This is a genomic window from Flavobacterium psychrophilum DSM 3660 = ATCC 49418 (assembly GCF_002217405.1).
GTDB lineage: Bacteria > Bacteroidota > Bacteroidia > Flavobacteriales > Flavobacteriaceae > Flavobacterium > Flavobacterium psychrophilum.
In genome coordinates this window covers 20,260-45,913 of the sequence record NZ_MUHE01000005.1, presented here as the reverse complement: position 1 = coordinate 45,913, position 25,654 = coordinate 20,260, and the positions used below count along the sequence as shown (strand labels likewise).

General features: G+C 34.9%; 20 protein-coding genes. 7 read left to right on the top strand and 13 right to left on the bottom strand.

Annotation, left to right across the window (positions count from 1 at the left end; all coding sequences use genetic code 11):
• Positions 1–85: 85 nt before the first annotated feature.
• Complete coding sequence (locus tag B0A57_RS00770) at positions 86–3,502, top strand: zinc-dependent metalloprotease (RefSeq protein ID WP_052079073.1); 3,417 nt, start codon at positions 86–88, stop codon at positions 3,500–3,502.
• 48 nt (positions 3,503–3,550) lie between these two features.
• On the opposite strand, the gene pth is transcribed toward B0A57_RS00770, so the two are convergent.
• From pth to uvrC, 9 genes are all read right to left on the bottom strand, one after another.
• On the bottom strand, positions 3,551–4,117 hold the full coding sequence (gene pth / locus B0A57_RS00765) for an aminoacyl-tRNA hydrolase (RefSeq protein WP_034097400.1): 567 nt from the start codon (positions 4,115–4,117) through the stop codon (positions 3,551–3,553).
• A 77-nt stretch (positions 4,118–4,194) separates the two neighbouring features.
• A complete protein-coding gene (locus tag B0A57_RS00760; protein ID WP_034097383.1) occupies positions 4,195–5,427 on the bottom strand; it encodes a M23 family metallopeptidase in 1,233 nt (410 codons plus the stop codon).
• 13 nt (positions 5,428–5,440) lie between these two features.
• Positions 5,441–6,367 (bottom strand): tryptophan 2,3-dioxygenase family protein, encoded by a 927-nt coding sequence (locus B0A57_RS00755; RefSeq protein ID WP_034097381.1) that lies wholly within the window; start codon positions 6,365–6,367, stop codon positions 5,441–5,443.
• A gap of 1 nt (position 6,368) precedes the next feature.
• Positions 6,369–7,139: a DUF3108 domain-containing protein gene (locus B0A57_RS00750; protein WP_034097379.1), complete on the bottom strand. Its 771-nt coding sequence runs from the start codon at positions 7,137–7,139 to the stop codon at positions 6,369–6,371.
• A gap of 295 nt (positions 7,140–7,434) precedes the next feature.
• Complete coding sequence (gene hppD, locus B0A57_RS00745) at positions 7,435–8,595, bottom strand: 4-hydroxyphenylpyruvate dioxygenase (RefSeq protein WP_034097377.1); 1,161 nt, start codon at positions 8,593–8,595, stop codon at positions 7,435–7,437.
• A gap of 202 nt (positions 8,596–8,797) precedes the next feature.
• Positions 8,798–9,955, bottom strand: coding sequence for a homogentisate 1,2-dioxygenase (locus tag B0A57_RS00740; RefSeq protein ID WP_034097375.1), 1,158 nt, complete (start codon positions 9,953–9,955; stop codon positions 8,798–8,800).
• A 260-nt stretch (positions 9,956–10,215) separates the two neighbouring features.
• The gene (locus B0A57_RS00735) at positions 10,216–11,694 is read right to left on the bottom strand and encodes an amino acid permease (RefSeq protein WP_034097399.1); all 1,479 of its coding nucleotides are present in this window, start codon (positions 11,692–11,694) and stop codon (positions 10,216–10,218) included.
• A gap of 100 nt (positions 11,695–11,794) precedes the next feature.
• On the bottom strand, positions 11,795–14,104 hold the full coding sequence (locus tag B0A57_RS00730; protein ID WP_074460275.1) for a patatin-like phospholipase family protein: 2,310 nt from the start codon (positions 14,102–14,104) through the stop codon (positions 11,795–11,797).
• Positions 14,105–14,116: 12 nt separating this feature from the next.
• Positions 14,117–15,916, bottom strand: a complete 1,800-nt coding sequence (gene uvrC / locus B0A57_RS00725) for an excinuclease ABC subunit UvrC (RefSeq protein ID WP_011962398.1) — start codon at positions 15,914–15,916, stop codon at positions 14,117–14,119.
• Positions 15,917–15,999: 83 nt separating this feature from the next.
• Here uvrC and B0A57_RS00720 point away from each other — a divergent pair, with 83 nt between their 5' ends.
• Both B0A57_RS00720 and B0A57_RS00715 read left to right on the top strand, forming a co-directional pair.
• Positions 16,000–16,977, top strand: a complete 978-nt coding sequence (locus tag B0A57_RS00720; protein ID WP_011962397.1) for a succinylglutamate desuccinylase/aspartoacylase family protein — start codon at positions 16,000–16,002, stop codon at positions 16,975–16,977.
• 45 nt (positions 16,978–17,022) lie between these two features.
• The gene (locus B0A57_RS00715) at positions 17,023–17,586 is read left to right on the top strand and encodes a 5-formyltetrahydrofolate cyclo-ligase (protein ID WP_011962396.1); all 564 of its coding nucleotides are present in this window, start codon (positions 17,023–17,025) and stop codon (positions 17,584–17,586) included.
• On the opposite strand, the gene B0A57_RS00710 is transcribed toward B0A57_RS00715, so the two are convergent.
• The 3 genes from B0A57_RS00710 to ileS form a co-directional block, all read right to left on the bottom strand.
• Positions 17,587–18,180, bottom strand: a complete 594-nt coding sequence (locus B0A57_RS00710) for a lipoprotein signal peptidase (protein ID WP_011962395.1) — start codon at positions 18,178–18,180, stop codon at positions 17,587–17,589.
• A 236-nt stretch (positions 18,181–18,416) separates the two neighbouring features.
• A complete protein-coding gene (locus B0A57_RS00705; RefSeq protein WP_011962394.1) occupies positions 18,417–18,797 on the bottom strand; it encodes a TraR/DksA family transcriptional regulator in 381 nt (126 codons plus the stop codon).
• A gap of 6 nt (positions 18,798–18,803) precedes the next feature.
• Complete coding sequence (gene ileS / locus B0A57_RS00700; protein WP_038465905.1) at positions 18,804–22,205, bottom strand: isoleucine--tRNA ligase; 3,402 nt, start codon at positions 22,203–22,205, stop codon at positions 18,804–18,806.
• A 184-nt stretch (positions 22,206–22,389) separates the two neighbouring features.
• Here ileS and B0A57_RS00695 point away from each other — a divergent pair, with 184 nt between their 5' ends.
• The 3 genes from B0A57_RS00695 (at position 22,390) to B0A57_RS00685 (ending at position 24,397) form a co-directional block, all read left to right on the top strand.
• Positions 22,390–23,133 (top strand): hypothetical protein, encoded by a 744-nt coding sequence (locus B0A57_RS00695; RefSeq protein WP_038465902.1) that lies wholly within the window; start codon positions 22,390–22,392, stop codon positions 23,131–23,133.
• Positions 23,134–23,147: 14 nt separating this feature from the next.
• Positions 23,148–23,846, top strand: a complete 699-nt coding sequence (locus B0A57_RS00690) for a hypothetical protein (RefSeq protein ID WP_034097368.1) — start codon at positions 23,148–23,150, stop codon at positions 23,844–23,846.
• 149 nt (positions 23,847–23,995) lie between these two features.
• Positions 23,996–24,397 (top strand): hypothetical protein, encoded by a 402-nt coding sequence (locus B0A57_RS00685; RefSeq protein WP_038465899.1) that lies wholly within the window; start codon positions 23,996–23,998, stop codon positions 24,395–24,397.
• 203 nt (positions 24,398–24,600) lie between these two features.
• Here the strand turns inward: B0A57_RS00685 and B0A57_RS00680 are convergent, their stop codons facing one another.
• A complete protein-coding gene (locus tag B0A57_RS00680) occupies positions 24,601–25,107 on the bottom strand; it encodes a DUF456 domain-containing protein (RefSeq protein ID WP_038465896.1) in 507 nt (168 codons plus the stop codon).
• Positions 25,108–25,176: 69 nt separating this feature from the next.
• Between B0A57_RS00680 and B0A57_RS00675 the strand changes: the two genes are divergently transcribed.
• Entirely contained in the window at positions 25,177–25,650 is a 474-nt protein-coding gene (locus B0A57_RS00675; protein ID WP_011962388.1) for a hypothetical protein, read from the top strand.
• Positions 25,651–25,654: the final 4 nt, after the last annotated feature.

Here is a 25,654-nt window from a genome sequence, read left to right as displayed (position 1 = left end):
AGCAAATAGCTTGCGTTTTTTTTTACACAAAAGTTATTTTATATAATTCAGCTTAAAATTTAACCAACCTAAACTTCTCTAAAAGATGAAAAAAAAATTACTATTTATTTTTGCTTCTGCTTTGGCAATCTGCCAAACGCAAGCACAAACAAAAGACGCATGGACCACTAGCAAAGACGGGACAAACAAAATGGCTACAGACAAGGCAGTAACAAGACAATCTTTCCCCAAAGAATTCAAATTATACGATTTGAATACACAATCGATGAGAGAAACATTATTCTCGACAAAAAACAACCTTTCAAAAAACAAAACCATTATTTCTTTGCCAAATACCGAAGGACAAATAGAAGATTTTGAAATACATGAAGATTCAAATTTCGAGGACGATTTGCAAGCGCGATTCCCTGAAATCAGAGCCTATTCAGGAAAAGGCATTACCGATAAATATGCTACTTTAAAGCTAAGCATTTCTCCACAAGGAATACAAACTATGATTTTTAGAACCGATAAAGAAAACGAATTTATCGAACCCTATTCGCAAGATCATACAGTTTATGCGGTATTTAAATCCCAAAGAGAAAAAGGGAAATTACCTTGGACTTGTGGTACCGATGACAAGAAGATGATAATAGATCTAAAATCTCAATTAGCAAATACAAACAGATCTAGCACAGGACAACTAAAAACCATGCGCTTAGCACAATCATGCAACGGAGAGTATGCAGCTTATTTTGGCGCTTCAACAGCAGGAAACGCAACAGACCAAGGAAAAGTATTAGCCGCTTTCAATGCTACATTAACACGCTGTAATGGGGTCTATGAGAGAGATTTAGCACTACACCTTAATCTAGTCGCTAACACCACGAATATCATTTATTACAATTCCGAAACCGATCCTTATTCTACCACATTAAGTCAATGGAACACCCAATTACAAGAAGCAATAAATACCACATTAACAGGCGTAGGCACAACATTAGCAGCTAACAATGCTGCTTATGATATTGGTCATATGTTTGGTGGCTCCGGCGGTGGCGGAAACGCAGGTTGTATAGGTTGCGTTTGTGTAGATGGAGTAACAGGTGGAACAGGCAGCACTAAAGGAAGAGGTATTACCGCACCATCTGATGGAATACCAATGGGTGATAATTTTGATATCGATTATGTAGTGCATGAAATAGGCCACCAATTAGGCGGAAACCACACCTATTCTAATGGAAATGAAGGAGCTGGCGTAAATATGGAGGTAGGTTCAGGGGTAACCATAATGGGGTATGCAGGAATAACCTCACAAGATGTAGCAGCACACTCTATCGATAAATACCATGCCGCTACGATAATGCAAATTCAAGCAAATCTAGCTGGAAAATCATGTCCTGTTACAACTAATATAGCAACAAACAATGCTACACCTGTAGTAAACGCAGGAGCTAATTACCTCATCCCTATAAGCACACCTTTTGTCTTAACGGCCGTAGGATCTGATGCTAATACCGAAGATGCTTTAACCTATAGCTGGGAAGAATTTGATGATGGAGCTACAAGTACCGCTGCAGCAAGTAGCGCAGCAACAACTAAAACTGTTGGGCCAAACTTTATATCTTGGAACCCTACAGCTTCGCCATCTAGATATTTCCCTAAAATGTCTTCTGTAATCGCAAACTCAGCAACCACTGGATTCGTTGCCAGCTCTTGTACTACGTGCGACGCTGGTATGCTATCTGAAGCACTAAGTTCGGTTGCCCGTGATTTGAATTTTAGAGTAACCGTTAGAGACAACGCTCCTTATAGTGCTACTGCTCCAGTAAAAATTGGACAAACTAATTTTGACGATATGAAAGTTACTGTTGTTGCTGGTGCAGGACCTTTTACCTTAACATCTCCCAACACAGCCGTTTCGTTATTAGAAGGCTCTAATCAAACCGTAACTTGGAATGTTGCTGGAACAGACACAAATGGTATAAACGAGAAATTTGTTGACATATACTATTCTACCGATGGCGGAAACACATATCCAACTTTATTAGCCAGCAAAGTCCCTAACGACGGAAGCGAAACCATAACAATCCCTGTTTCTGCCGCAAGTGGAAGAACTGGTTCACAAAACAGGATCATGGTTAAAGCTAATAACAATATTTTCTTCGATATTTCTAATGCAAATATTGCAACTACTGTTGGCGGCACTACATTTTCTGTGGCTTTCAACGGCGTTTCAGGAAACCAAAATCAAGGGGTTTTCCAGGGAGCAAACACATTAACTTATACATTTGATTACAATGCAATGGGTGGTTTTTCTGGAACTACAAACTTTACTGCATCTGGAGTACCAGCCAATACAACAGTAGCTTTTTCTCCAACATCTAGAACTACTGACGGCGCTGTAACAATGACGGTAACAACCACAGCAACAACCCCAATAGGTTTAGCAAATATTATTGTAACAGGTACATCTGGAGCAACAACAAAAACGGCTCCTTTCTACCTAGACATATCTGGAGCTCCAGCATTAACTACTTTATCTGCACCATCAGATAATGCAGTCGCTCAGAATACAACAACAAACTTAACTTGGGCAACCGCAGCAAATGCAACATCTTATGATGTACAAGTTGCTACCGATAATGCTTTTACTAGTATTATTTCTTCAGGAACGGTTACAACAACCACGTACCAAATAAGTGGTTTAAGCCAAGCAACTGCATATTACTGGAGAGTTTTAGCTAAAAACGCTAGTTGTACTGGTATTTTCGGATCTTCATTCAAGTTTACAACAGGAGTAACTTCATGTGCAACAACAGCAGCTTCTGGAGCACAAATTCCAAAAAACATAGCAATTCCTACAGCAAACACAGTCACATCGACAATAACCATTCCTGCAGCTAGTGGCGGAACAATTGCCGATCTAAACATAACAATGAACATTAACCACACCTGGGCAGGAGATTTAGTAGGAACTTTAACAAGTCCTTCTGGAACAATTGTACAATTATTCTCAAGACCTTGTGATGCCGATGCAACTAATGGAGATATTATTGCAACTTTCGATGATGCTGGTAGTCCTCAGGTTTGCCCTGGAATAACAGGAACCGTAGTTCCTTCAGCGCCTTTATCAGCATTTAATAATTTAAGTTCAACGGGAACTTGGACACTTACCATAGATGATGTTTCTAACAATGACGGAGGTAGTTTAAATAGTTGGAGTTTAAATATTTGTACTATACAACCATTATCGGCACCAAGTTTTGAAGGTTTTGCAGATTTCGGATTATTCCCTAATCCAAACAAAGGAGATTTTAATGTAAAATTTACTTCAGCTTCTACAAATGAGATTAAAGTAAATGTACATGATATGAGAGGTCGCCAAGTATATGAAAAATTATTTTCTAACACAGGAGCTTTCAATCAAAATATAAATTTAAACAAAGTGGAAGCAGGAATTTATTTAGTCACTATCACAGATGGTGCTAAGAAAACTGTAAAACGTATTGTTATAGAATAATACAAATTTTATAAAACATAAAAACGGAAGCCAGTTGGCTTCCGTTTTTTATTTGCCGTTATATGCAGTCATGGCATTTTCTAATCCCGCTAGCGCAAATGTTTTCACCGCTTCGACAGCAGTTTTCAGTCGTTCTGGTAGTTTTTCTTTCTCGGATTCGTCCCACTCCCCTAGCACATAATCTACTTGTTTGCCTTTCTTAAACTCGTCGCTGATACCAAATCTAAATCTCGGATATTCTGATGAATTTAGGATTTGCTGCACACTTTTTAAACCATTATGACCGCCATCGCTTCCTTTTGGTTTTATGCGAATGGTTCCAAATGACAAATTTAAATCATCAGTAATTACAAGTACATTTTCTTTTTCTATTTTTTCTTTTTCCATCCAATACTGAACTGCTTTTCCGCTCAAGTTCATATAAGTATTGGGTTTTAATAATAAAAGAGTTCTTCCTTTGAGTTTACATTCGGCAAGTGAACCCAATTTTACAGTTTGAAAATCTAACGATTCTTGTCGAGCTAAAAAATCTACTACTTTAAATCCTATATTGTGGCGTGTATTTACATATTCGGCGCCAATGTTGCCTAGACCAACTATCAAAAATTTCTTCATACTATCATTATTACTTTCTTCGGTTTTGGTTGTCGAAAAAAGATTTGAAATCCATTGTATCATTACAAAAGGGATTACTAATTTTTACTATTTAATAATGTAACGCTATCTAACTCCCGCTTTAACGGTGTCATAAACTGAATAAACCTTGGTTTATTCCTACTATCCATAGGTACCGAATTGGGCAATTTAAGTTTTAGTGCATCTACTTGCACTCCGTTTTTCCAGAAGCGATAACACACATGAGGTCCGGTTGCAAGCCCTGTACTTCCTACTTTTCCAATAATTTGCCCTTGTGTTACATGTTGCCCTCGGCGAACTAAAATTCTGGACATGTGCAAATATTGTGTTGCATAAGTTTTATCGTGTTTTACTTTCACATAATTCCCGTTCCCTATAGAATATCCAGATTTTTCGACCACGCCACTTGCGGTTGTCATAATTGACGTTCCTGTTGGGGCTGCATAATCAGTACCACTATGGGCTTTCCAGCGCAATTCTACAGGATGAAACCTGCTTTTCGAAAATTTTGATGTAATATTTACAGACTTTAGTGGTGCTTTCAAAAAGAAATTCTTCAATGCTTTTCCTTCGTCATCATAATAATCTACTTTTTTATCTTTCGCATTTTGTTTGAAAGGGAATGCGTATATTTTCTTTCCTTTGTATTCAAAATAAGCACATTCTAAAAAATCGATTCCGTCATAAATAGAATCATTTACAAACCTTTCGGTAAATGTTACTGCAAATTTATCTCCTTTTTTAGATTTAAAAAAATCGATAGACCATTTGTAAATTCCTATTAATTGACTTGACAAGGCAGAAGATGCGCCTTCGTTTTTTAGCGATTCCGATAAAGAGCCATTTAGTTCTCCTGCAATGGTTCTCCTTTTAAAACTTACAGGCCTTCTTTTTTTGTTTACTAGCACAATCGAATCACGAAAATCGACAATATAATAACTTAAATGATCTGGTTGGTAAACAAAATATTGCAGTTTTTTTGTTTTGTCTTTAGACAGCAACATGGTATAAGGCTTTCCTATTCTTACTCTTCTCACATCGAAAGTGTCTTTTACTTTGGCAACAATATCATATACTTTTTTTCCGTTTAGGTTTTGTTTTTTTATAATACTCCCAAAAGTATCTCCAGATTTTATGGTATCATTTACAACAAAAAAATCATTGAGTCTAAACCCGAATTCATAGCGAATTGGCGCTGCTTTTTTTGTGGGCAAAACTAAATTTTCATTGTCTTTTTTACATGAAATAATTAGTAGCGCAATGACTAATAGCGTTATAATTTTTTTCAAACGGATTTTTTTTTTAAAGGTTTTCGCCCCAATTGGCTAATTCATCTTTCGACCAAAGTTCGGGAAAAAATATTCTTCTTTGGTATTTTGGGTGCATATATTTTTTCCAATCGCTACCTCCTGTTGCTTCGCCATCACCTTTACCGTTGTCTATATACTTTCGGGCTGCGTTCAAATGTCCCATAACCCAAGTGATATTTACAGTATAATCATAATGACGCATAGCCGCAATTAGTTCTGGATTATGCTGGTCGTTTTCTGGAATTTCTTTAAATTTTTGCCAAAGATTGATGGTATTGTACTCTTGCATGCAATCAAGAAATTGTTTTTTGTACTTTTTTTCAAACTCTGTCAGTAAATATGATTTTTCGCCAGTGTCGTAATCTTTTCCTGCTGCTTGCCAATACAAATGTTCGAATGCGTGTTCGAATGCTGTGTCTCTATCGATGGTTGCTCTAAAACGGTGATCTATTAAGTTTATCAAATCGGTCGAACAAAACTCGATCATGCGATATTGTGCGCTCTGAAAACCGCTTGCTGGGGTGAGTGTGTGACGAAATTTCATGTATTGCTCTACTTCCATTCCTTCGCCCATGATATCGAAAGAAGTGGTTAGCATATCAAAATAACGACTAATTCTCATTAACCTTTCGGTAAAAAATGCTGTGGTTGGTTTTTGGGTGTATGATAATTGCTTTATTTCCCACAAAATCATTTTAAATAACAATTCGTTTACCTGATGGTACATAATAAATACGTTTTCATCGGGCAAAGTTGTTCTTTGTATTTGAAGGTTTAACAACGCATCTGTTTGAATATAATCCCAATAAGTAATGGGTTTAGCCCAAAGCAATCCTTCTAGGTGCGCTTCGGTTTTTTGGTTTATTGCTTTGTATTTTTCGTCAATTTCTTGAACTATATTTTCAAATTTGTTTGTCATCTTAGTTAATTACCATAAATGGATTTTTTAATCCTTTAAAAATTTCTAGATCGGCTTTAAGTGATCCTACTGCTAAACTAGCTTTTATTCGTAAAGGTATCTTATTTTCGTCATCTGAAATCCAAACCGTCAAACTTTCTTCTTCTTTAAAAACACGTCCAGATTGTACAAGTGGTCTAAAAATCATTGCTTTTACCTTACCAAAGCTTGTTTTTATTGTTTCTCGTCCCATAAATTTTAATTTAAATTTAGTGATTTCGTCATCAAAAAACATATCTATCATGATTGATTCTCCAATATTAAGTCTGTTTATATTTGGATGATTTCTTAAATAATAAAATGCAGAAACAATGTCTTGCACATTTTCACTTACGTTAAATGATTTGTCGGTATTATTCTTGTGATCCTTAACTAAAACAGTGTTTTTGTCTTGATTAAAGAAGCCTTCTTGGTTTTTTGTATAACCACCTTCGTCTATTTTTCGAAGAAATTGATAGGGTTTATAGGTTGTTTTATCTATAAAACTCTGATAATGATCTTCGACTTTAAAAAATGTTTTAGCCATTCCTGAAGTATAGCCGTGCCCAACTGTATAAAAGACTTTTTTGTTGCTTATTGCGGCTTCTTTTACTTCAAGGGTTGCGTAGCCTGCGGTGATCATACCGTAATGAATTCTGAACTTAAACCATTCACCTACATCGAAAGCGCCTTGGTTTTGTGCAAATGTATTTAATGAAATAATTAGCGAGAATAGTAGTAATTTCTTTTTCATTTTTAAGTCGATTTATATTCGTTTTACTTATAGAATACAAAATTCATTCCAAATGTACTAAAAAACAAAAAACCCAGTCAAATAAATGACTGAGTTTTTATGTCTTAACCAACCAAAAAACTATAAATTATGAAAATTTATCAATTTTAGGGAACCACCCCCTCAATTGCGAGTGCAAAAGTAGTGTGGGAATTCGTTAATTTCTAACAAAAAACAAACTTTAACATATTTTTATAAATTTTGCTAACGATATGTTGGTTTTTAGCAACAATAATGCAACCAAAACAAATATTTATTACAATGTTCCTCTTTTGGATTGTTCTCTTTCTATCGATTCGAATAATGCTTTGAAGTTTCCTGCTCCGAAACCTTTGGCTCCCATTCTTTGAATAATTTCGAAAAATAAAGTTGGGCGATCTTCTACTGGTTTGGTAAATATTTGAAGTAAGTAACCGTCTTCATCGGCATCGACCATAATGGCAAGGTTTTCTATTTTGGTTAGATCTTCTTTCATCATATCCATGTGAACGCCTAATCTTTCTGGTATGGCTTTGTAGTATTCGTGTGGTGGTGCCGATAAGAATTCGACTCCTCGTTCTTTTAGTTGTGTTACGGTTGCGATGATATCGTCTGTTGCGATGGCAACGTGTTGTACGCCTGAGCCTTCATAAAAGTCTAGATACTCTTCTATTTGTGAGCGTTTGTTTCCTTTTGCGGGTTCGTTTATAGGGAATTTTATTCTTCCGTTTCCGTTACTCATTACTTTGCTCATTAGGGCTGAATATTCGGTATGAATTTGTTTGTCGTCGAAAGAAAGGAAGTTTACAAATCCCATGGTGTCTTCGTAGAATTTTACCCATTCGTTCATTTGGTTCCAACCTACGTTACCCACCATGTGGTCTATGTATTTTAGTCCTACTGGAGTTGGATTGTAATCTGATTTATGTGCTATAAATCCTGGTAGGAATGTTCCTTTGTAGTTTTTTCTTTCTACGAACATGTGTACGGTTTCTCCGTAAGTGTATATTCCGGCACGAACTACTTCTCCGAACTCATCAGTCTCGACAGTTGGTTCCATATATATTTTTGCGCCACGAGAGGTTGTTTCTTCGAATGATTTTCTGGCATCTTCTACCCAAAGGGCGATAATTTTTACGCCATCTCCGTGTTTTTTTACGTGTTCGCCAATGGGAGATTCGCTTTTTAATGCGGTTGTAAGTACTAGACGTATTTTGTCTTGTTTTAGAACATAGGAGACTTTGTCTCGTGATCCTGTTTCTAGTCCGCAATAGGCGTGAGATTGGAAACCGAATGCTGTTTTGTAAAAATGAGCTGCTTGTTTTGCGTTTCCTACGTAGAATTCGACATAGTCTGTTCCTAGTAATGGAAGGAAATCTTGTGCGCCTTCGAATATTTTTTCTAATCCGTATTCTACTGATTTTACTTCTTTTGCCATTGTGTTTATTTTTTTATCCTTGAATAATCATAAAGGGAACGCGGATCACGCGAATTTTATAGATTTACACGGATTTATTATTGTATAAAATGTTGTTCTTTCTTCTAAATTTCTAGCCCTGATGGTCGAATTGCTCTCGCAATTACCTTTTTCTTTTTTCTTTAAAAAGGAAAAGATATAGCAGACAGCAGGAAATAGCTCCTTATTCTACCCAAGATTTGTAATATTGTCCATCATCTAATCCCATAGCTGCTTCGGTTACCATAAGTGGGCGAAAGGTGTCGACCATAACGGCGAGTTCTTGGGTTTGGGTGTGTCCTATACTGCGTTCCATTGCTCCTGGTGCTGGTCCGTGAGGAATTCCTTTTGGGTGTAATGTAATATGTCCCTGTTCGATATTGTTACGACTCATAAAATCGCCATCTACGTAATATAATACCTCATCACTGTCTATATTACTATGGTTGTATGGTGCTGGAATTGATTTTGGGTGGTAGTCATATAGCCTGGGAACGAATGAGCAGATTACAAAGGTTGATGTTTCGAAGGTTTGATGAATTGGTGGTGGCAAGTGTACGCGACCTGTTATGGGTTCGAAGTTACGTATGCTAAAAGCGTACGGAAAGTTATAACCGTCCCAACCTATTACATCAAACGGATGTGTGGCGTATACAATTTCGTGCATCATGCCTTCTTTTTTTGTTTTGATAAGGAAATCGCCTTTTTCGTCGTGTGTTTCTAATTCTGAGGGCAATTTGAAATCTCTTTCGCAAAATGGCGAGTGTTCTAAGTGCTGACCAGATTCGTTTTTGTAGCGTTTTGGGGTATAAAAAGGGGTGTATGATTCGACGTAGAACAGTCTGTTGTCTGAGGTTTCGAATTCTATTTGATATATCATGCCTCGAGGAATTATGAGATAATCGCCGTACTCGAAAGGAATGTTTCCTAACATTGTGCGGAGTTTTCCTTTTCCTTTGTGAATGAAGATCATTTCGTCGGCATCGGCATTTTTGTAAAAATACTCGGTAAGTGATTTTTTAGGTGCAGCGAGCCCGATGATGCAATCTTTGTTGATTAACATGTCTTTTCGGCTGTCAAGAAAATCGTCTTCGGGTTTTAGTTCGAAACCTTTTAGTAATAATGATTTTATGTTTTTACCTATGGCTATTTTTGGTTCGACCGAATAGGATTTTATAATTTCTTTGACTTGCGTTGGACGGTGCACATGGTATAATAACGATGAATGACCGTTGAAGCCTTCGGTACCAAAGAGTTGCTCGTAGTACAAGCCTCCTTCTGGCTTTTCGAATTGTATGTGTCGCTTTTGCGGAAAATTACCTAGTTTGTGATATATTGGCATTTTTTTCTAATTTTAGATTTACGATATTATATTTTAGATTTTTTTTTTGTAAAACTAAAGTTTTTCTCACTCAGGATTTCTCTTGATGAGGAATTGTAAATAGGATAATAAGCCTGACCATGTAGATTTCATATTACAAATATCGGGAAAAAATTATTTTTACGAGCCTTTTATTTTGAAATATTTATAATCGATAAAAGGCATTAAAAACTCGATTTAATCAAGTTTTAATGCCTTTTTTTATGTGTTTTAAATGTTTTTTATTTTTTATCAGGATTGTTTAAAACGCTATTTTTTTTACTATACCCGAAATATACAATAAGTCCTATTGCTAGCCAAACTGCAAGTCTTAACCAGTTTGTCCAGCCAAGACCGTATATCATTGCTAAACAAACTATTACACCTAAAATTGGTACAAATGGTACGAATGGAGTTTTGAATTCGCGTTTCATATCTGGATCTGTTTTTCTTAATACAATTACAGAAACACAAACTAAAATAAATGCAAATAAAGTACCTATACTAGTCATATCTCCTACTATATCTCCCGGAACAAAAGCAGCAAATGCACCAACAATTACTAAAATGACAAGATTTGCTTTGTATGGTGTTTTGTATTTAGAATGTAAGTCTCCGAATGCTTTTGGCAATAAACCATCTTTACCCATAGCGTAAAAAACCCTAGATTGACCTAGTAACATTACTAAAATTACCGAGGTAAATCCAAATAAAATAGCTACTGTTACAAACTGGGCTAACCACTCGTAACCAACCATTGCAGAGGTAATTACATTTGCAACCGATGCTTCTTTTCCGCTTGTTCTAAAAAATTCTACAGATTCAAGTCCAGTTAAAACGTGTGCAAAAAGAATATACAAAACAGTACAAACAGCTAATGAGCCTAAAATACCAATTGGCATATCTCTTTTTGGGTTTTTAGTTTCTTGTGCCGCTGTACTAACTGCATCAAATCCGATAAAAGCAAAAAATACTGTTCCTGCTGCTCCTAAAATACCCATGATTCCTCCGTAATTATGTCCCACACCTGAGTCATCTATAAATATTGAAGGCTGTGGTATATAAGGAGTATGATTTATTGGGTTTATAAAATTCCAACCAAATACAATAATCATTATTACAATAGATACTTTTACAAGTACAATGATACCATTTACAAATGCAGATTCTTGTGTTCCTTTAATTAGCAACAAACTTATTACTGCTACAATAAAGAAGGCAGGAAGGTTTATTATACCATGTTCTCCTGATGCAGAAATTTGAAAAGGCGAATGTGATAAAGAATAAGGTATAGGACTAGTATGAAGCACATTTACCAGCAAGTTATTTAGATACTCACTCCAAGCGATCCCAACAGTGGCAGCCCCTACGGCATACTCTAGTATTAAATCCCAACCAATTATCCAAGCTAAAAGCTCTCCCATTGTTGCATAAGTATAAGTATATGCGCTTCCTGAAATTGGAATAGATGAAGACAATTCTGCATAACAAAGCCCTGCCAAAGCACAGCCAATAGCTGCTATAATAAATGCGATTGTTACTGATGGCCCAGCGTTTTGGGCAGCCGCCGTTGCGGTTCTAACAAAAAGACCAGCTCCTATAATTGCGCCAACTCCTAATGCGACAAGCGACCAAGCGGTTAGTGTTCTTTTTAAACCTTTCTCAGACTCAGATGCTTCTGCAAGCAAAAGAGATATTGATTTTTTTTTCCAAATAGACATAAAAATAAAATTTTGTGTTTTAGTTTTCCAAAAATAGACTTTTTTGAAAACAATACAATAAAAAATGATTATTTCTGATGTTAATTTACGAAATACGCTTCTAAAAGACAAATCCAACAGTAAACCAAGTAAAACTTTTGCCAGTTTCTGGCGACCAACTTTGTTTTATTTCGATTGGTCCCACAAGCGTTTCTATACCATAACCTAATGCGTAACCAGTATATTTAGGACTAGATATCCAAGCATTGGTATCAAAAATATTATTACCTATATTGGCGAAATTTGAGCAAAGGTTAAGATGATTTTTTTTAATAAACTCATAATCAAACGATAAACTAGCTTTTACATAACTATTACCCGAAAGATCTAAATAATTATATCCGTAAAAAGGTTTCAGATTATTTATTTTAGTAAAACCATAACCGCCCAAAACATAATCGAAAACAGTATTGGTTTTTGTATCTACTAGAAACCCTCCTTCTGTTTGAAGTTTTACTGCTACTTTTTTGAAAACTGTTTGTACAATTCCTACATCAGCTTTTAAACTTGTAAACCGAGTAAAATCGTCATAGTGGTTAGATGAGGATAAAAATGATTGTATGTCGCCCATAAAATACCAGCCTCTTTTAGGAAAATATTTGTTTGAAAAGGAATCGTATTTTAAGAAACCTATTAATGACATATAATTATTTTTATCTAAATATTTTCTTGTGTTTGCAGATAAATTTGCTGTTACATTAATATATTTATGTTCTACACCTATTCCGAATAAGAATTTTTGGGCAAATATTGTTTGCAAATAAGCTTGATTGGATAGGTCTAGATAATCTATATTTATATTTTCTAATCCTGTGTTTTGTAGGGTTTTACCATCATTAAAATCGGTTTCGCTTGCTCGCTTAAACTGATTTAGTTTCGATTTTAATCCAAAACTCCAATGAAAACCGTTGTCTATATAATAATCTAAATTATACCTAAAGGCATCTCCTAGAATAACATCTAATGAAGCGACATCGTTTTTAAAATATAGGTTGCGTTGTGTAACATTTACTAAGGCACTAGATTTAAATAAGTCGTCATAATGCACGCCTAATTTGAAATAGGTTTTTACTGGATTTTCTTTAACATTAATAATTAAATTGTCTTGATTGTCCTGTTTTGTTAGTTTATAATTTAAAGAACTAAAATTTTGAGTAGCGTTTAAGTTGTTTATCCCATTATGTAAATCGCTATAACTAATTTTACTTCCTGGTTTAAATCTGAGTTTTCCAATAACATACGAACGGGTATAATTTTCATTGCCTTCTATACCAATTTCTTGAATGTGCAAACTATCTATTCCCTTTGTGTTTTCTGGGGCTTCCTGATAATGCGTGCCTAATCTTTCTAATTTTTCTCTTACTAGTAAAGCGGCTTCTATGCCTTTGTTTACTATTTGTTCTCCTCGATCGAAAGAAACTACTGAAAATCCTTCGATATTTGGTTTTATATAAATATCGGTTTGAAGTTTCTTTTCTCTCATTTTTTCAATGGTTTGATAATTTGAAATTTGATTCAGAATTACTAGCACACTATTTAAAGATTCTCGGTCTTTTAAGTCGTCTTGCACATCGACACCAATAATAACATCTGCCCCCATTTTTCTTACTTCTTCTACGGGATAATTGTTAGTAACCCCGCCATCTACATACAAATCGCCATCTATTTCTACTGGAGAGAATAAGGAGGGGAAGGCGCTACTTGCAGATAGGACTAATGGCAAACAACCGTTTTTAAAAACTTTTTCTTCTCCAGTTTCTAAATTTGTGGCTACACACAGAAAAGGTATTTTTAGTTTACTAAAATCTTGAACATGCCGAACGTTATGGGTTAGTTTACTAATTAAATTGTAATTATACATTCCTTTAGATAATCCTTTGGGAATGGTGATTTTGAATTTTTGAAAGGGTAATGAAAGTGCATACAACTCGTCGTTGCTCTTTTCGTAGAAAGTTTTGTTTTTTCGGGGTACAAAATCTTGAACTAATTCGTCGAAGTTTGTCTCTTTAAATATCGAATCTAGTTGGCTGGCATTGTATCCGCTGGCATATAATCCGCCTATTATGGCGCCCATGCTTGTACCGCCTATGTAATCTATTTTTATGCCTGCTCGCTCTATTTCTTTTAGTACGCCTATATGGGCAAATCCTTTTGCGCCGCCGCCGCTAAGAACGAGTCCTATTTTTAGTCTTCTGCTGGAGTCTTGTGTTTGTGAAAAGCAAATGAGGGAGGTTAGGCAAAAGGTTAACAGATACAAAAGACGCATGCCTTTTAGCCCCGATAGCAACGGAAATCCTTTTTCTTTCTTTTTCAGAAAGAAAAAGATTGGAGTGAATAGCGGGAAAATGGATTGCTTGTGTGCTTTATACATTCGCTACAAATATTAGTTGTCTAATTTGCTGTAAAAGTCGGTAATTTTTTTGGCTTTTGAAATACCTATAAGGTCAGATATTTCTTTTTCTTTGGCTAATTTTAATCTTTTTACACTTTTGAAATGTTTTATTAATGTTAGCATTGTTTTTTCGCCAATTCCTGGAATGGTTTCTATAGATGAATTGAGTGCTGCTTTACTGCGTTTGTCTCTGTGAAAGGTTATTCCGAATCGGTGTGCTTCGTTTCGTAATTGTTGTATTATTTTTAGTGTTTCTGATTTTTTATCTAAATATAGAGGAATAGAATCTCCTGGATAAAACAATTCTTCTAATCGTTTTGCAATTCCTATAATGGCGATTTTTCCTCGTAAATCTAGTTCGTCGATGATTTTGAGTGCCGATGATAGTTGTCCTTTTCCGCCATCGATAATAATTAAATTAGGCAGGGGTTGGTTTTCGTCGAGTAATCGTTTGTATCTGCGATACACGACTTCTTCCATAGAAGCGAAATCGTTTGGTCCTTCTACGGTTTTTATGTTAAAATGGCGGTAGTCTTTTTTGGATGGTTTCCCGTCTTTAAAAACTACGCAGGCCGCAACGGGATTGGTTCCTTGTATGTTTGAGTTGTCGAAACATTCTATGTGCCGTGGCTCGACAGATAGGCGTAAGTCTTTTTTCATTTGTGCCATAATTCGATTCACATGGCGTTCTGGATCTACAATTTGTAGTTGTTTGAGTTGTTCGATTCTGTAAAATTTAGCGTTGCGAACAGATAATTCTAAAATTTGCTTTTTGTCGCCTAATTGTGGTACTGTTACTTTTATATTTTCGCCTACTTCGACTTCGAAAGGAACAATAATTTCTCTTGAAAGTAATTGAAAACGCTCTCTGAGCTCGACAATTGCTAGTTCTAATAATTCTTGATCTGTTTCGTCTAGTTTCTTTTTTATTTCTAAAGTATGGGAACGAATAATCGAACCATGCGAAATTTGGAGAAAGTTAATAAATGCTGCTGCTTCGTCTGAAACGATAGAAAAGACATCGATATTTGTGATTTTTGGGTTTATGATGGTAGAACGTGACTGGTAATTTTCTAGAATTTCTATTTTTTCTTTTATTTTTTGAGCTTCTTCGAAGTGCATATTCTGAGCTAAATTAGTCATCACTTTTTTGAAATCTTTCATAGAGTCTTTAAAATTTCCTTTCAAAATTTCACGAATTGCATTTATTTGTGTTTGATAATTTTCTAGTGTTTCTAGTCCTTCGCAAGCGCCTTTGCAATTGCCAATATGGTATTCTAAACAAACTTTAAATTTATAGTTTTCGATGTTTTTTTGGCTCAAATCGAAATTACAGCTTCGCAGCGGATACAATTCCTTGATCAAATCTAAAATTACCGAAACTGTTTTAAAACTAGTATAAGGCCCAAAATATTCTGAACCATCTTTTACCATTTTCCTAGTTGGAAACAATCTCGAGAAAGGTTCTTTTTTAATACAAATCCAAGGGTACGTTTTGTCGTCACGAAGCAAAATATTGTATCGTGGTTGCAGGGTTTTTATAAGGTTGTTTTCTAGTAATAACGCATCGGTTTCGGTAGGTACAACAATGTGTTTTATAGTTACAATTTTCTTAACAAGGACATTTGTTTTTGCAGTATCATGCACTTTATTAAAGTAAGAAGAAACCCTTTTTTTGAGGTTTTTTGCTTTACCCACATACAAAATTTTGCCGTCTTTGTCGTAATACTGATATACTCCAGGATTATCCGGAAGGGTTTGTATTTGTAACTCTAAAGATGAAATTGACATTGATTTGAAATTGATATTTTTAAAACAGTCAAATTTACGATTTCCAAAATATTATTTCTACATTTAAACTTTAAATTTATAAAATGAAAAAAACGAAGACAATTACCATTCTTGGCGAAAGTATTAAAGCTGGCGAAAGTAAAACTATAGATATGGAAATAGCTCGTTTGCATACCACTACCAAGCTAAAAATACCAGTAATTGTAGAGCGTTCTACTATTGATGGTCCCGTGATTTTATTTTCGGCAGGAATTCATGGTGACGAAATAAACGGTGTCGAGATCATTAGACAACTAATAATACAGAAGATCAATAAGCCGAAAACTGGAACTATCATTTGCATTCCTATTATAAATATGTTTGGTTTTGTAAATAAATCACGTGAATTTCCTGACGGAAGAGATTTAAATCGTGTTTTTCCAGGAAGCAAAAAAGGCTCTTTAGCAAGTCGTTTTGCACACCATATTCTAGAAGAAATTATGCCAGTGGTAGATTATGCTATCGATTTTCATGCCGGAGGTGCCAGCCGGTTTAATGCGCCACAAATTAGAATTACACCAAATAATTTAGAATTAAAAAAATTGGCCGATGTTTTCGATGCGCCTTTTACCTTATACTCTAAAAACATTGCTGGCTCTTTTAGAAATTCTGCAGATAAAATGAATATAAAAATGTTGCTTTTTGAAGGCGGAAAATCTCTCGACATCAACAAATCGGTTGCCAACGAAGGGGTGAATGGCGTGAAACGAATTTTAGAACATTTAGCAATGCTAAACAACAATCTTACAACCGAAAAACAAACAAACAAAACCATTTATATTCAAAAATCAGGTTGGTTGCGTGCCAAACGCTCAGGTTTATTTCATGACAACAACCTAATTGGATCTTTTGTAGAAAAAGGCACAATTTTAGGCACAATTACTGATCCTTTTGGTAAATTTGAACAAAAAGTAAAAGCACCAGCTAACGGGTATGTTATTAATGCAAACCATTCGCCAATAATTTATCAAGGTGATGCAATTTACCATATTTCGAATATTGTGGGCGATGGCGGAGAATAATGATTTATTATTGCTAATTAACGAATTTAGATTTCAGATTTTGATATGAACAAAAAAGAACTTCGATTAAAATACAAAAAATTAAGACAAAACTTATCTCAAAATGATATTGAAGAAATGTCGTTAGAAATAGCCAATGCTATTCTGAAATTAAACATCTGGAACAAAACGTATTTTCATGTTTTTCTCCCTATAGAAGAACAAAAAGAAGTAAATACCGAGTTTGTGTTGCACCTTTTGCAAGGAAAAGACAAAGAAATTGTGGTTTCGAAAGCTAATTTTGAAACCCGAGAAATGACTCATTTTCTGCTAACAGATAACACAAAAATAAAGAAAAACCAATACAATATTCCAGAACCTATTGATGGTTTAGAAGTCCCTGTTCACAAAATAGAGGTGGTTTTTGTGCCTCTTTTAGCTTATGATAAGCTAGGAAACCGAGTAGGTTACGGAAAAGGATTTTATGACAAATTCCTGTCCGAATGCAAACCTGAAACTATTAAAATAGGACTTTCCTTTTTTGAATCTGAAGCGTTTATTTCCGATATTTTTGAAAATGATGTTACCTTAAATTTTTGTGTAACTCCCAAAACTATTTATAAATATTAATTATTTTGCGAAAGCTTTTTTATTAAAAACTATCAAAATCCCAACACCTGTAGATATTGCCATATCTGCCACATTAAAAATGGCATTAAAGAATGTAAAATGGTTTCCGCCCCAAACAGGCAACCAAGTTGGCAAATTTCCTTCCCAAATTGGAAAATATAACATATCTACAACTTTTCCGTAAAACCAGCTACCATAAGGTTGCTCGCTAAATAATGTAGCCAAGCTGTAAGTACTATCATTAAATATTTTTCCGTAAAAAACAGAATCGATAATATTCCCAAAGGCACCTGCCATAATTAGTGAAATAGCTATAACCAATACCGTTGAACTCCGTTTTTTTACAGCATCCCAAAGCCAATAACCTATACCTCCTACGGCAAGAATCCTAAATAAAGTTAGGGTTAATTTTCCGTAAATACCAGGAATTTCGACACCCCAAGCCATGCCTTCGTTTTCTATAAATAGTATTTTAAACCATGAAAACACAGGGACTTCTTGGTGTAAAACAAAATGTGTTTTTACATATATTTTAGAAATTTGGTCTATTAGCAAAACCAGAAAAACAATAAAATAGGCTTTCTTTAAATTCATTTTAAAATTTATTACGGGACAAAAATAAACATTATTACCCTAAAGTCGCAAGCGGAAAGTCATAAAGTCGCAAATCCTTGTTGCAAGTAAATCCGAAGTTTTTTAATTTTTACAAAAAAAGATATGAATATCTATACATGAAAGACTTTAAGACATTTAATTTTATGCCTTTCGACTTATATTACGATATAAAAAACGCTCCTAAAAGGAGCGTTTAGTAATTTATTGGGGTAAAATTATTTCTGCAAATTTTTTGCTTCAATACTCATTGTTGCATGAGGAACAATTTTTAAACGTTCTTTGTCTATTAATTTTCCTGTTACTTTACAAACACCGTAAGTTTTACTTTCTATACGAACCAGCGCATTTCGCAAGTCACGAATAAATTTCTCTTGGCGTATAGCCAGTTGTGAGTTTGCTTCTTTAGACATCGTTTCGCTTCCTTCCTCAAATGCTTTAAACGTTGGCGATGTATCATCGGTACCGTTATTTAAGTCATTCATGTAAGCGCTTCGTATTAAATCTAGATCGATTTTAGCTTTGTCTAGTTTTCCTAAGATTAATTCTTTAAATTCTGCTAATTCTGCGTCAGAAAATCTTATTTGTTCATCTACCATAATTTCTTATTTTGAAATTAAAATCATTGTTTTTATATCATCAAACTCAATAATTGTACCGTTTTCGATACTATCTAAAAGGATTAGTTCTTTTGTAAGTGTTTCAGATTTTATATAATCTTGGTTGTCTAAAATGGCTTGATTTATCTTGTCATTTTTTTCGACCGAAACCGTAATCTTATCAGTCACATCGTAACCCGAATCTTTTCTCAAATTCTGAATTCTGTTTACTAACTCTCTGGCAATTCCTTCTTTTCTTAATTCATCAGAAATTGTAATATCTAATGCTACGGTAATTCCACCAGAATTTGCTACCAACCAACCTTCAATATCTTGCGATGCAATTTCTACATCTTCTGCCGATAAAGTTATCTCTTTTCCTGAAATAACAATATCTAACGTTCCTTCTTTATCTAACTGACTAATTTGAGCTGCTGTAAAACCTTGTATTTCTTTAGCTATCAAACCCATATCTTTTCCAAAACGTGGTCCTAGAGCCTTAAAATTAGGTTTTATTTGCTTTACTAAAATACCCGAAGCATCGTCTAAAAGTTGTATTTCTTTTACGTTTACTTCTGCCATAATCAAGTCCGAAACTGCTTCTATTTCTGCTTTAAAACCGTTGTCGAGTACTGGAATCATTATCTTTTGCAATGGTTGTCGTACTTTTATCATTTCTTTTTTCCGAAGCGATAAAACCAGCGACGAGATTGTTTGTGCTTTTTGCATTCTGCTTTCTAACGATTTATCAACAAAGTTTTCAACCTGTTTTGGAAACTCGGCCAAATGTACACTGTCATATTTTTCTGACTGTGTTGTTAGTGTTAAATCTCTGTAAAGTTTATCCATAAAGAATGGGGCAATAGGTGCTCCAAGCTTAGAAACGGTGATTAAACAAGTATATAATGTTTGGTAAGCTGCAATTTTATCTTGTGCATAATCGCCTTTCCAGAAACGTCTTCTGCATAATCTTACATACCAATTGCTTAGGTTTTCTTGCACGAAATCTGATATCGCACGAGCGGCTTTTGTTGGTTCGTAATCTGCATAAGCGTCGTCAACGACTTTTATAAGCGTATTTAATTCAGATAAAATCCATCTGTCAATTTCTGGTCTTTCGTTTAATGGGATTTCTGCTTCGGCATATTTAAACCCATCTATATTGGCGTATAACGCAAAAAATGAGTAAGTATTATATAAGGTACCAAAAAATTTACGGCGTACTTCTGCAATACCTTCTAAATCAAATTTCAAATTATCCCAAGGATTGGCATTCGAAATCATGTACCAACGTGTGGCATCTGGACCATATTCTGTTAAAGTTTCGAAAGGATCGGCGGCATTTCCTAAACGTTTAGACATTTTTTGTCCGTTTTTATCTAAAACCAATCCATTAGAAACTACATTTTTATAGGCAACTTTATCGAAAACCAAGGTTCCAATAGCGTGTAAGGTATAAAACCAACCACGAGTTTGATCGACACCTTCGGCAATAAAATCGGCAGGAAAATCTTTGTTTTCGTCTATTTTGTCTTTATTTTCAAAAGGATAATGCCATTGTGCATAAGGCATAGAGCCAGAATCGAACCAAACATCTATCAGATCAGACTCTCTTTTCATGGGTTTTCCTGAGGCAGAAACTAACGTGATTTCATCGACTACATTTTTATGCAAATCGATTAAATCATAGTTTTCTTCACTCATATTTCCAACCTGAAAATTTTTAAAAGGATTTACTGATTGGAAACCTGCTGCGATAGCTTTTTCTATTTCGTTGTATAATTCTTCGACAGATCCTATTAAGATTTCTTCGGTTCCTTCTTCGGTTCTCCAAATAGGCAACGGAATTCCCCAAAAACGAGAGCGTGAAAGATTCCAGTCATTGGCGTTTTTTAACCAATTCCCAAAACGACCTTCGCCAGTTGCTTTTGGTTTCCAATTGATGGTTTCGTTAAGATCGAACATTCTGTCACGAACATCTGTAATTTTTATAAACCAAGAATCTAGCGGGTAATATAAAATGGGCGTGTCGGTTCTCCAACAATGTGGGTAACTGTGTACGTATTTTTCTACTTTAAAGGCTTTGTTTTCTTCTTTTAGTTGAATGGCAATTTCTACATCGGCCGAACGTTCTGGTGCTTCTCCATTAGTATAATACTCATTTTTGACGTATTTCCCAGAATAATTACCCAAACCATCTATAAATTTACCTTGTAAGTTTACTAATGGTACTAGATTTCCGTTTTCGTCAAGAACTAGCATTGGCGGCACTTCTGGCGTTGCTTCTTTGGCTACTTTAGCATCATCTGCTCCAAAAGTGGGCGCAGTGTGTACAATTCCTGTTCCGTCTTCGGTAGTTACAAAATCGCCTGAAATTACTCTAAAAGCATTTTCTGGATTTTGGTAGGGCAAAGCCAATGGCATTAATTGCTCGTAACGAATTCCTACTAAATCGGAACCTTTAAATTCAGCAAGGATTTTATAAGGTATTTTTTTATCGGCTGTTTTAAAGTTTTCGAAATCTGAAATTTCATCTGATTGAAAAAACCCTTTACTAAATTGTTTTCCAACCAAGTTTTTAGCCAAAATTACTTTTGCTGGAAGAAATGTATATTGATTGAAGGTTTCAACTAAAACATAATCTATTTTTGGCCCAACAGTTAGTGCAGTATTTGAGGATAATGTCCAAGGTGTGGTGGTCCAAGCTAGGATGTATATCTCTCCTAAATTTTGTAAAAAATCAGGCAAACTTTCGTTTAATGCTTTAAATTGTGCAACAACTGTTGTATCTGTCACATCACGGTAAGAACCAGGTTGGTTTACTTCGTGCGACGACAATCCTGTTCCCGCTTTTGGCGAATAGGGCTGAACGGTATAACCTTTGTACATCAAATCTTTGTTGTAGATTTGTTTTAGAATCCACCAAACGGATTCCATGTATTTGGGTTTGTAGGTTACGTAAGGATCTTGCATATCTACCCAATAACCCATTTTTTCGGTCAAATCATTCCACACGTCGGTGTAACGCATGACTGTTTTTTTGCAGGCTTCGTTATATTCTTCGATGGAAATGGTTTTTCCTATATCTTCTTTGGTAATTCCTAATTCTTTTTCGGTACCTAATTCTACTGGCAAACCGTGAGTATCCCAACCTGCTTTACGTTTTACTTGAAAGCCTTTTAGTGTTTTGTATCTACAAAAAATATCTTTGATGGCACGTGCCATGACGTGATGTATTCCAGGCAATCCGTTTGCCGATGGTGGCCCTTCGAAGAATACGAATGGTGTGTTACCTTCGCGAGTGGCTACACTTTTTTCGAATATGTTTTCTTTTTTCCAAAAGTCGAGTATTTCTGATGCTACCGTTGGTAGATTAAGTCCTTTGTATTCAGTGAATTTAGCGCTCATTTTGTCCTTTTCTTAAATCGTGGTGCGAAAATACTATTTTTTTTAAAAACCTCATCAATATTCCTATAAATTTGAAGATGAGTTTAAACACTTATAAGAATTTACGTGTTTATCGATAATGTAAGCTATTCATCGAATAAATTTTGATTTCCTGCACATTTATTTTAATTTTACAAAAAAAATCATGCGAAATTATTTTTTAAACACGATATTGTTTTTTGTGTGTTTTCAAGGATTATCTCAAGTAGGAATTGGCACCTTGACCCCTACTAAAAGTTTAGATATTAATGGCGAATTGCGCATCCAAACCTTACCTATTTCATCAGACCCACTAAATGCCTCATGGACACTTACTGCCGATAATGATGGAAATATAACAAAAGTAAACAGGAAAAACCCAACTAGCATTTTGTTAGAAGCTTCGCCAGATTATACAGGATATAAATGGAATACAAATACTGTTAGTTGTGACCCAGCATATTTATCGAATTGGAACACCTCATATAACATAACTACAAATACAGGAATTAGCTTTACTACTACCAAAGCCAATCAGCTCGTAGAAGTAAGTAGCTATATACCGTACCGGATTCTTGAAAGTTGTTCTGTGGCTACTTTAGCCTATGATGCCAACACAAGAGTAGTTGCTAGCAAAATAAACATAACTAGCCCTAGCAGCTTTAGTAAAACGGTGGCGGCAAGCACACAATACTTTAGTGGCGGCATGATTAATCAAACTGAGAATTATTATATTAACCTTTCAGGCAGTGTTGTTTTGCCAACCATAGGGACTTATACCTTTCTTATAAATATAGCAACCAGAAATATTGCAGGAACAGATGCTAGCAACAATTCCTTATTTCGTGTAAACTTTGTTAAATCTGAGATTTTAGCCCCTAGCGCACTTACAATAACTACCCTAAATTAAATATACCACTAAATATGAAAAAATTTATCATCATTTTAGCCTTCACAAACACCCTCTCTTTGCTAGCGCAAAATGTAGGTATCAATACTACAAGCCCTTCTAAAACACTAGACATTAATGGCGAATTGCGCATTCAAACCCTACCCGATGCCAATGCAGACGCAACAGCCAACAAAGAGTTAGTAGTAAATGCCGCTGGCGATGTAAAAACCACCGACAGGAATACCATTGGGGCAATACTACTGCAAGACAACACACCAAATACAACTGGAAAAACATGGAACAGTACAGCAACAGCCAATACCGATGGCAATATAACAAACACCCTGTACAGTACAACGATTACAACTACAAAGCCCAACCAATTAGTTAATGTAGTAATGATGATGCCGTATCAAATTTTCGATTTCGGAACCACTACTGCTTTGCCACACGACCCTTCTACTCGCTGTATTACCGCCTCGCTGGCTATAAATTGCGGTACTGCCGGAGCAGACGTGATAGTTGCAGCACATACAGATTTTTTTAGTGGCGGCTTTAACTTAACATTGCCCTACTATTTTACAATTTCCGGAACAATAAAAATTCCTACAGCAGGCATATATACGCTAAAATCCCTTATTAATTTAAAATCTAAAGGAACAGGAGATTTTAAAATAGACTTTACAGGAACGGGCGAAAACGGTTATATATTAGCTAGATCTTGCAATTAAGACACTCTTTATAATTGAGGCTAGTTCACATTTATTACCAACATAGAATCGCAGATTATATTGTGGCTTCATCAAGACATTAATAAAACATTTCTCCCATCATTACAACAACTTATTTGTTATATGCCATTTATGAAAAACCACACAAAATGAAAAACTTAATTTTTTTAATACCATTTATTGGTGCTTTTTTGGTTTCTTTTAAGCCAACTAATTCAAGTAAGAGCCCAAGTTCTTTTGATTATTATTTTGCAAACTCTAAAAATACTTGGAACGACAAAGAAAAATTTGGTAAATGGATTGAAAAACAAGACACAGTAATTTTTACTTTAGGTTATTTCAGAGGAGATTGTTGTGGTAGTATTCCTCAACCGAAAAATATGTTTGCTGAAATATTTAATGATACTATTTATTACGATTATAGAAATGAAAAAGACCCTAATTGTGATAGTCGTATTGGAATTTGCGGTGCTGTAATTGATTTTGTAATTAATAAAAATAAGTATCCAAATTATAAAAATCTTAAATGGAAGTACAGAAAAAAGAAATAACCCCTATTCTACTATTGAACTAACTCTGGCAAAAGAAAAAATATAAATCATTAAAGAGATAAAATAAACGACATATAACAGCCACTACAACGGATTTAGGCATTAGGCTTAATTTAAAATTGGTTTTGTATTTAGGATGATTTGGCAAATCCGAAAATAGGGCTTAATTTAGTCCCAAACCCGCTGTAGTGCCAAGACGTTACCTAACCAAATAACCTACCGTAATTTTGCCAAGCCACATAAACAAATATGCCTAAAAACAGCATACAAAGTATAAATTTTATAAAAGCAGAAGCCAGAAAACCCAACAACGAACCCGTAGCTACCATTAAAGCACGTTTTTTATCCTTCAAATTATAAAAAATCTCGCCTAAAAAAGCACCAGCAAAAGCACCAATAACAAATCCAAAAGGAATAGGAATAAAAAAAAATCCAAAAGCAAGCCCAATATTTGTACCCCAAACCCCATAAGAACTACCCCCAAATTTCCTTGTCCCTTTCGAGGGGATCATATAATCTAACACCAAAACAACAATAGTTAACACCAGCGTAAAGCCAAGAACCCAATAATCATTAGCAACGGCTTTGGTAAAATACAACAAAAACAATCCAACCCAACTAATACTTGGACCAGGCAAAACAGGCAAAAAACTCCCCAAAACACCTATAACAACACAAATAAAACCAACAATTAGTAATACAATATCCATAAATTAAATTTTACTATTTTTGAAAAACAAAAACACACCCTAAACACTAACGATTTACGCCATTTGTAGATGAAAAAACGAACAACAATACTCCTCTTAGTTACTATTTTTCAAAGTTGCCAGTATTTTAAAAAAAATGTACCCACCAAAGACGATTTACTACAACAAGAATTAAAAAAAATAAATTGGAACGAAGTAGATGATTTTCCAAGCACCACCCAATGCGATTCCATCAATGATAAAATTGCCCGAAAACAATGTTTTTTCGAGCTTGTAACAAATACCCTTCAAGAAAAACTAACCCAAGATTCCATCAAAATTCTATTTCCAAAAATAGACACCATCCCCATAAAAATCACCGTTTTTGCCAATGCAAAAATACAATTCGAACCCAATCTTACAAAATACAACAGCACGTATAACACCATAAAACTAGACAGCACCTTACAAGCAAAACTACTAGATTTCCCTACTATCGAACCCGCTATAAAACGCGGAATAAAAGTAAAATCACAGTTTGTATTACCCATAATCTTAAAATAAAACA

Coding starts and splice junctions, on each gene's coding strand:
- B0A57_RS00695 (WP_038465902.1), top strand. CDS start 22,390: ATGCGAAATTATTTTTTAAACACGATATTGTTTTTTGTGTGTTTTCAA.
- hppD (WP_034097377.1), bottom strand. CDS start 8,595: ATGGCAAAAGAAGTAAAATCAGTAGAATACGGATTAGAAAAAATATTC.
- B0A57_RS00750 (WP_034097379.1), bottom strand. CDS start 7,139: ATGAAAAAGAAATTACTACTATTCTCGCTAATTATTTCATTAAATACA.
- B0A57_RS00680 (WP_038465896.1), bottom strand. CDS start 25,107: ATGGATATTGTATTACTAATTGTTGGTTTTATTTGTGTTGTTATAGGT.
- B0A57_RS00730 (WP_074460275.1), bottom strand. CDS start 14,104: ATGTATAAAGCACACAAGCAATCCATTTTCCCGCTATTCACTCCAATC.
- B0A57_RS00735 (WP_034097399.1), bottom strand. CDS start 11,694: ATGTCTATTTGGAAAAAAAAATCAATATCTCTTTTGCTTGCAGAAGCA.
- B0A57_RS00720 (WP_011962397.1), top strand. CDS start 16,000: ATGAAAAAAACGAAGACAATTACCATTCTTGGCGAAAGTATTAAAGCT.
- B0A57_RS00705 (WP_011962394.1), bottom strand. CDS start 18,797: ATGGTAGATGAACAAATAAGATTTTCTGACGCAGAATTAGCAGAATTT.
- B0A57_RS00770 (WP_052079073.1), top strand. CDS start 86: ATGAAAAAAAAATTACTATTTATTTTTGCTTCTGCTTTGGCAATCTGC.
- pth (WP_034097400.1), bottom strand. CDS start 4,117: ATGAAGAAATTTTTGATAGTTGGTCTAGGCAACATTGGCGCCGAATAT.
- B0A57_RS00755 (WP_034097381.1), bottom strand. CDS start 6,367: ATGACAAACAAATTTGAAAATATAGTTCAAGAAATTGACGAAAAATAC.
- B0A57_RS00685 (WP_038465899.1), top strand. CDS start 23,996: ATGAAAAACTTAATTTTTTTAATACCATTTATTGGTGCTTTTTTGGTT.
- B0A57_RS00740 (WP_034097375.1), bottom strand. CDS start 9,955: ATGCCAATATATCACAAACTAGGTAATTTTCCGCAAAAGCGACACATA.
- B0A57_RS00710 (WP_011962395.1), bottom strand. CDS start 18,180: ATGAATTTAAAGAAAGCCTATTTTATTGTTTTTCTGGTTTTGCTAATA.
- ileS (WP_038465905.1), bottom strand. CDS start 22,205: ATGAGCGCTAAATTCACTGAATACAAAGGACTTAATCTACCAACGGTA.
- B0A57_RS00690 (WP_034097368.1), top strand. CDS start 23,148: ATGAAAAAATTTATCATCATTTTAGCCTTCACAAACACCCTCTCTTTG.
- B0A57_RS00715 (WP_011962396.1), top strand. CDS start 17,023: ATGAACAAAAAAGAACTTCGATTAAAATACAAAAAATTAAGACAAAAC.
- B0A57_RS00675 (WP_011962388.1), top strand. CDS start 25,177: ATGAAAAAACGAACAACAATACTCCTCTTAGTTACTATTTTTCAAAGT.
- uvrC (WP_011962398.1), bottom strand. CDS start 15,916: ATGTCAATTTCATCTTTAGAGTTACAAATACAAACCCTTCCGGATAAT.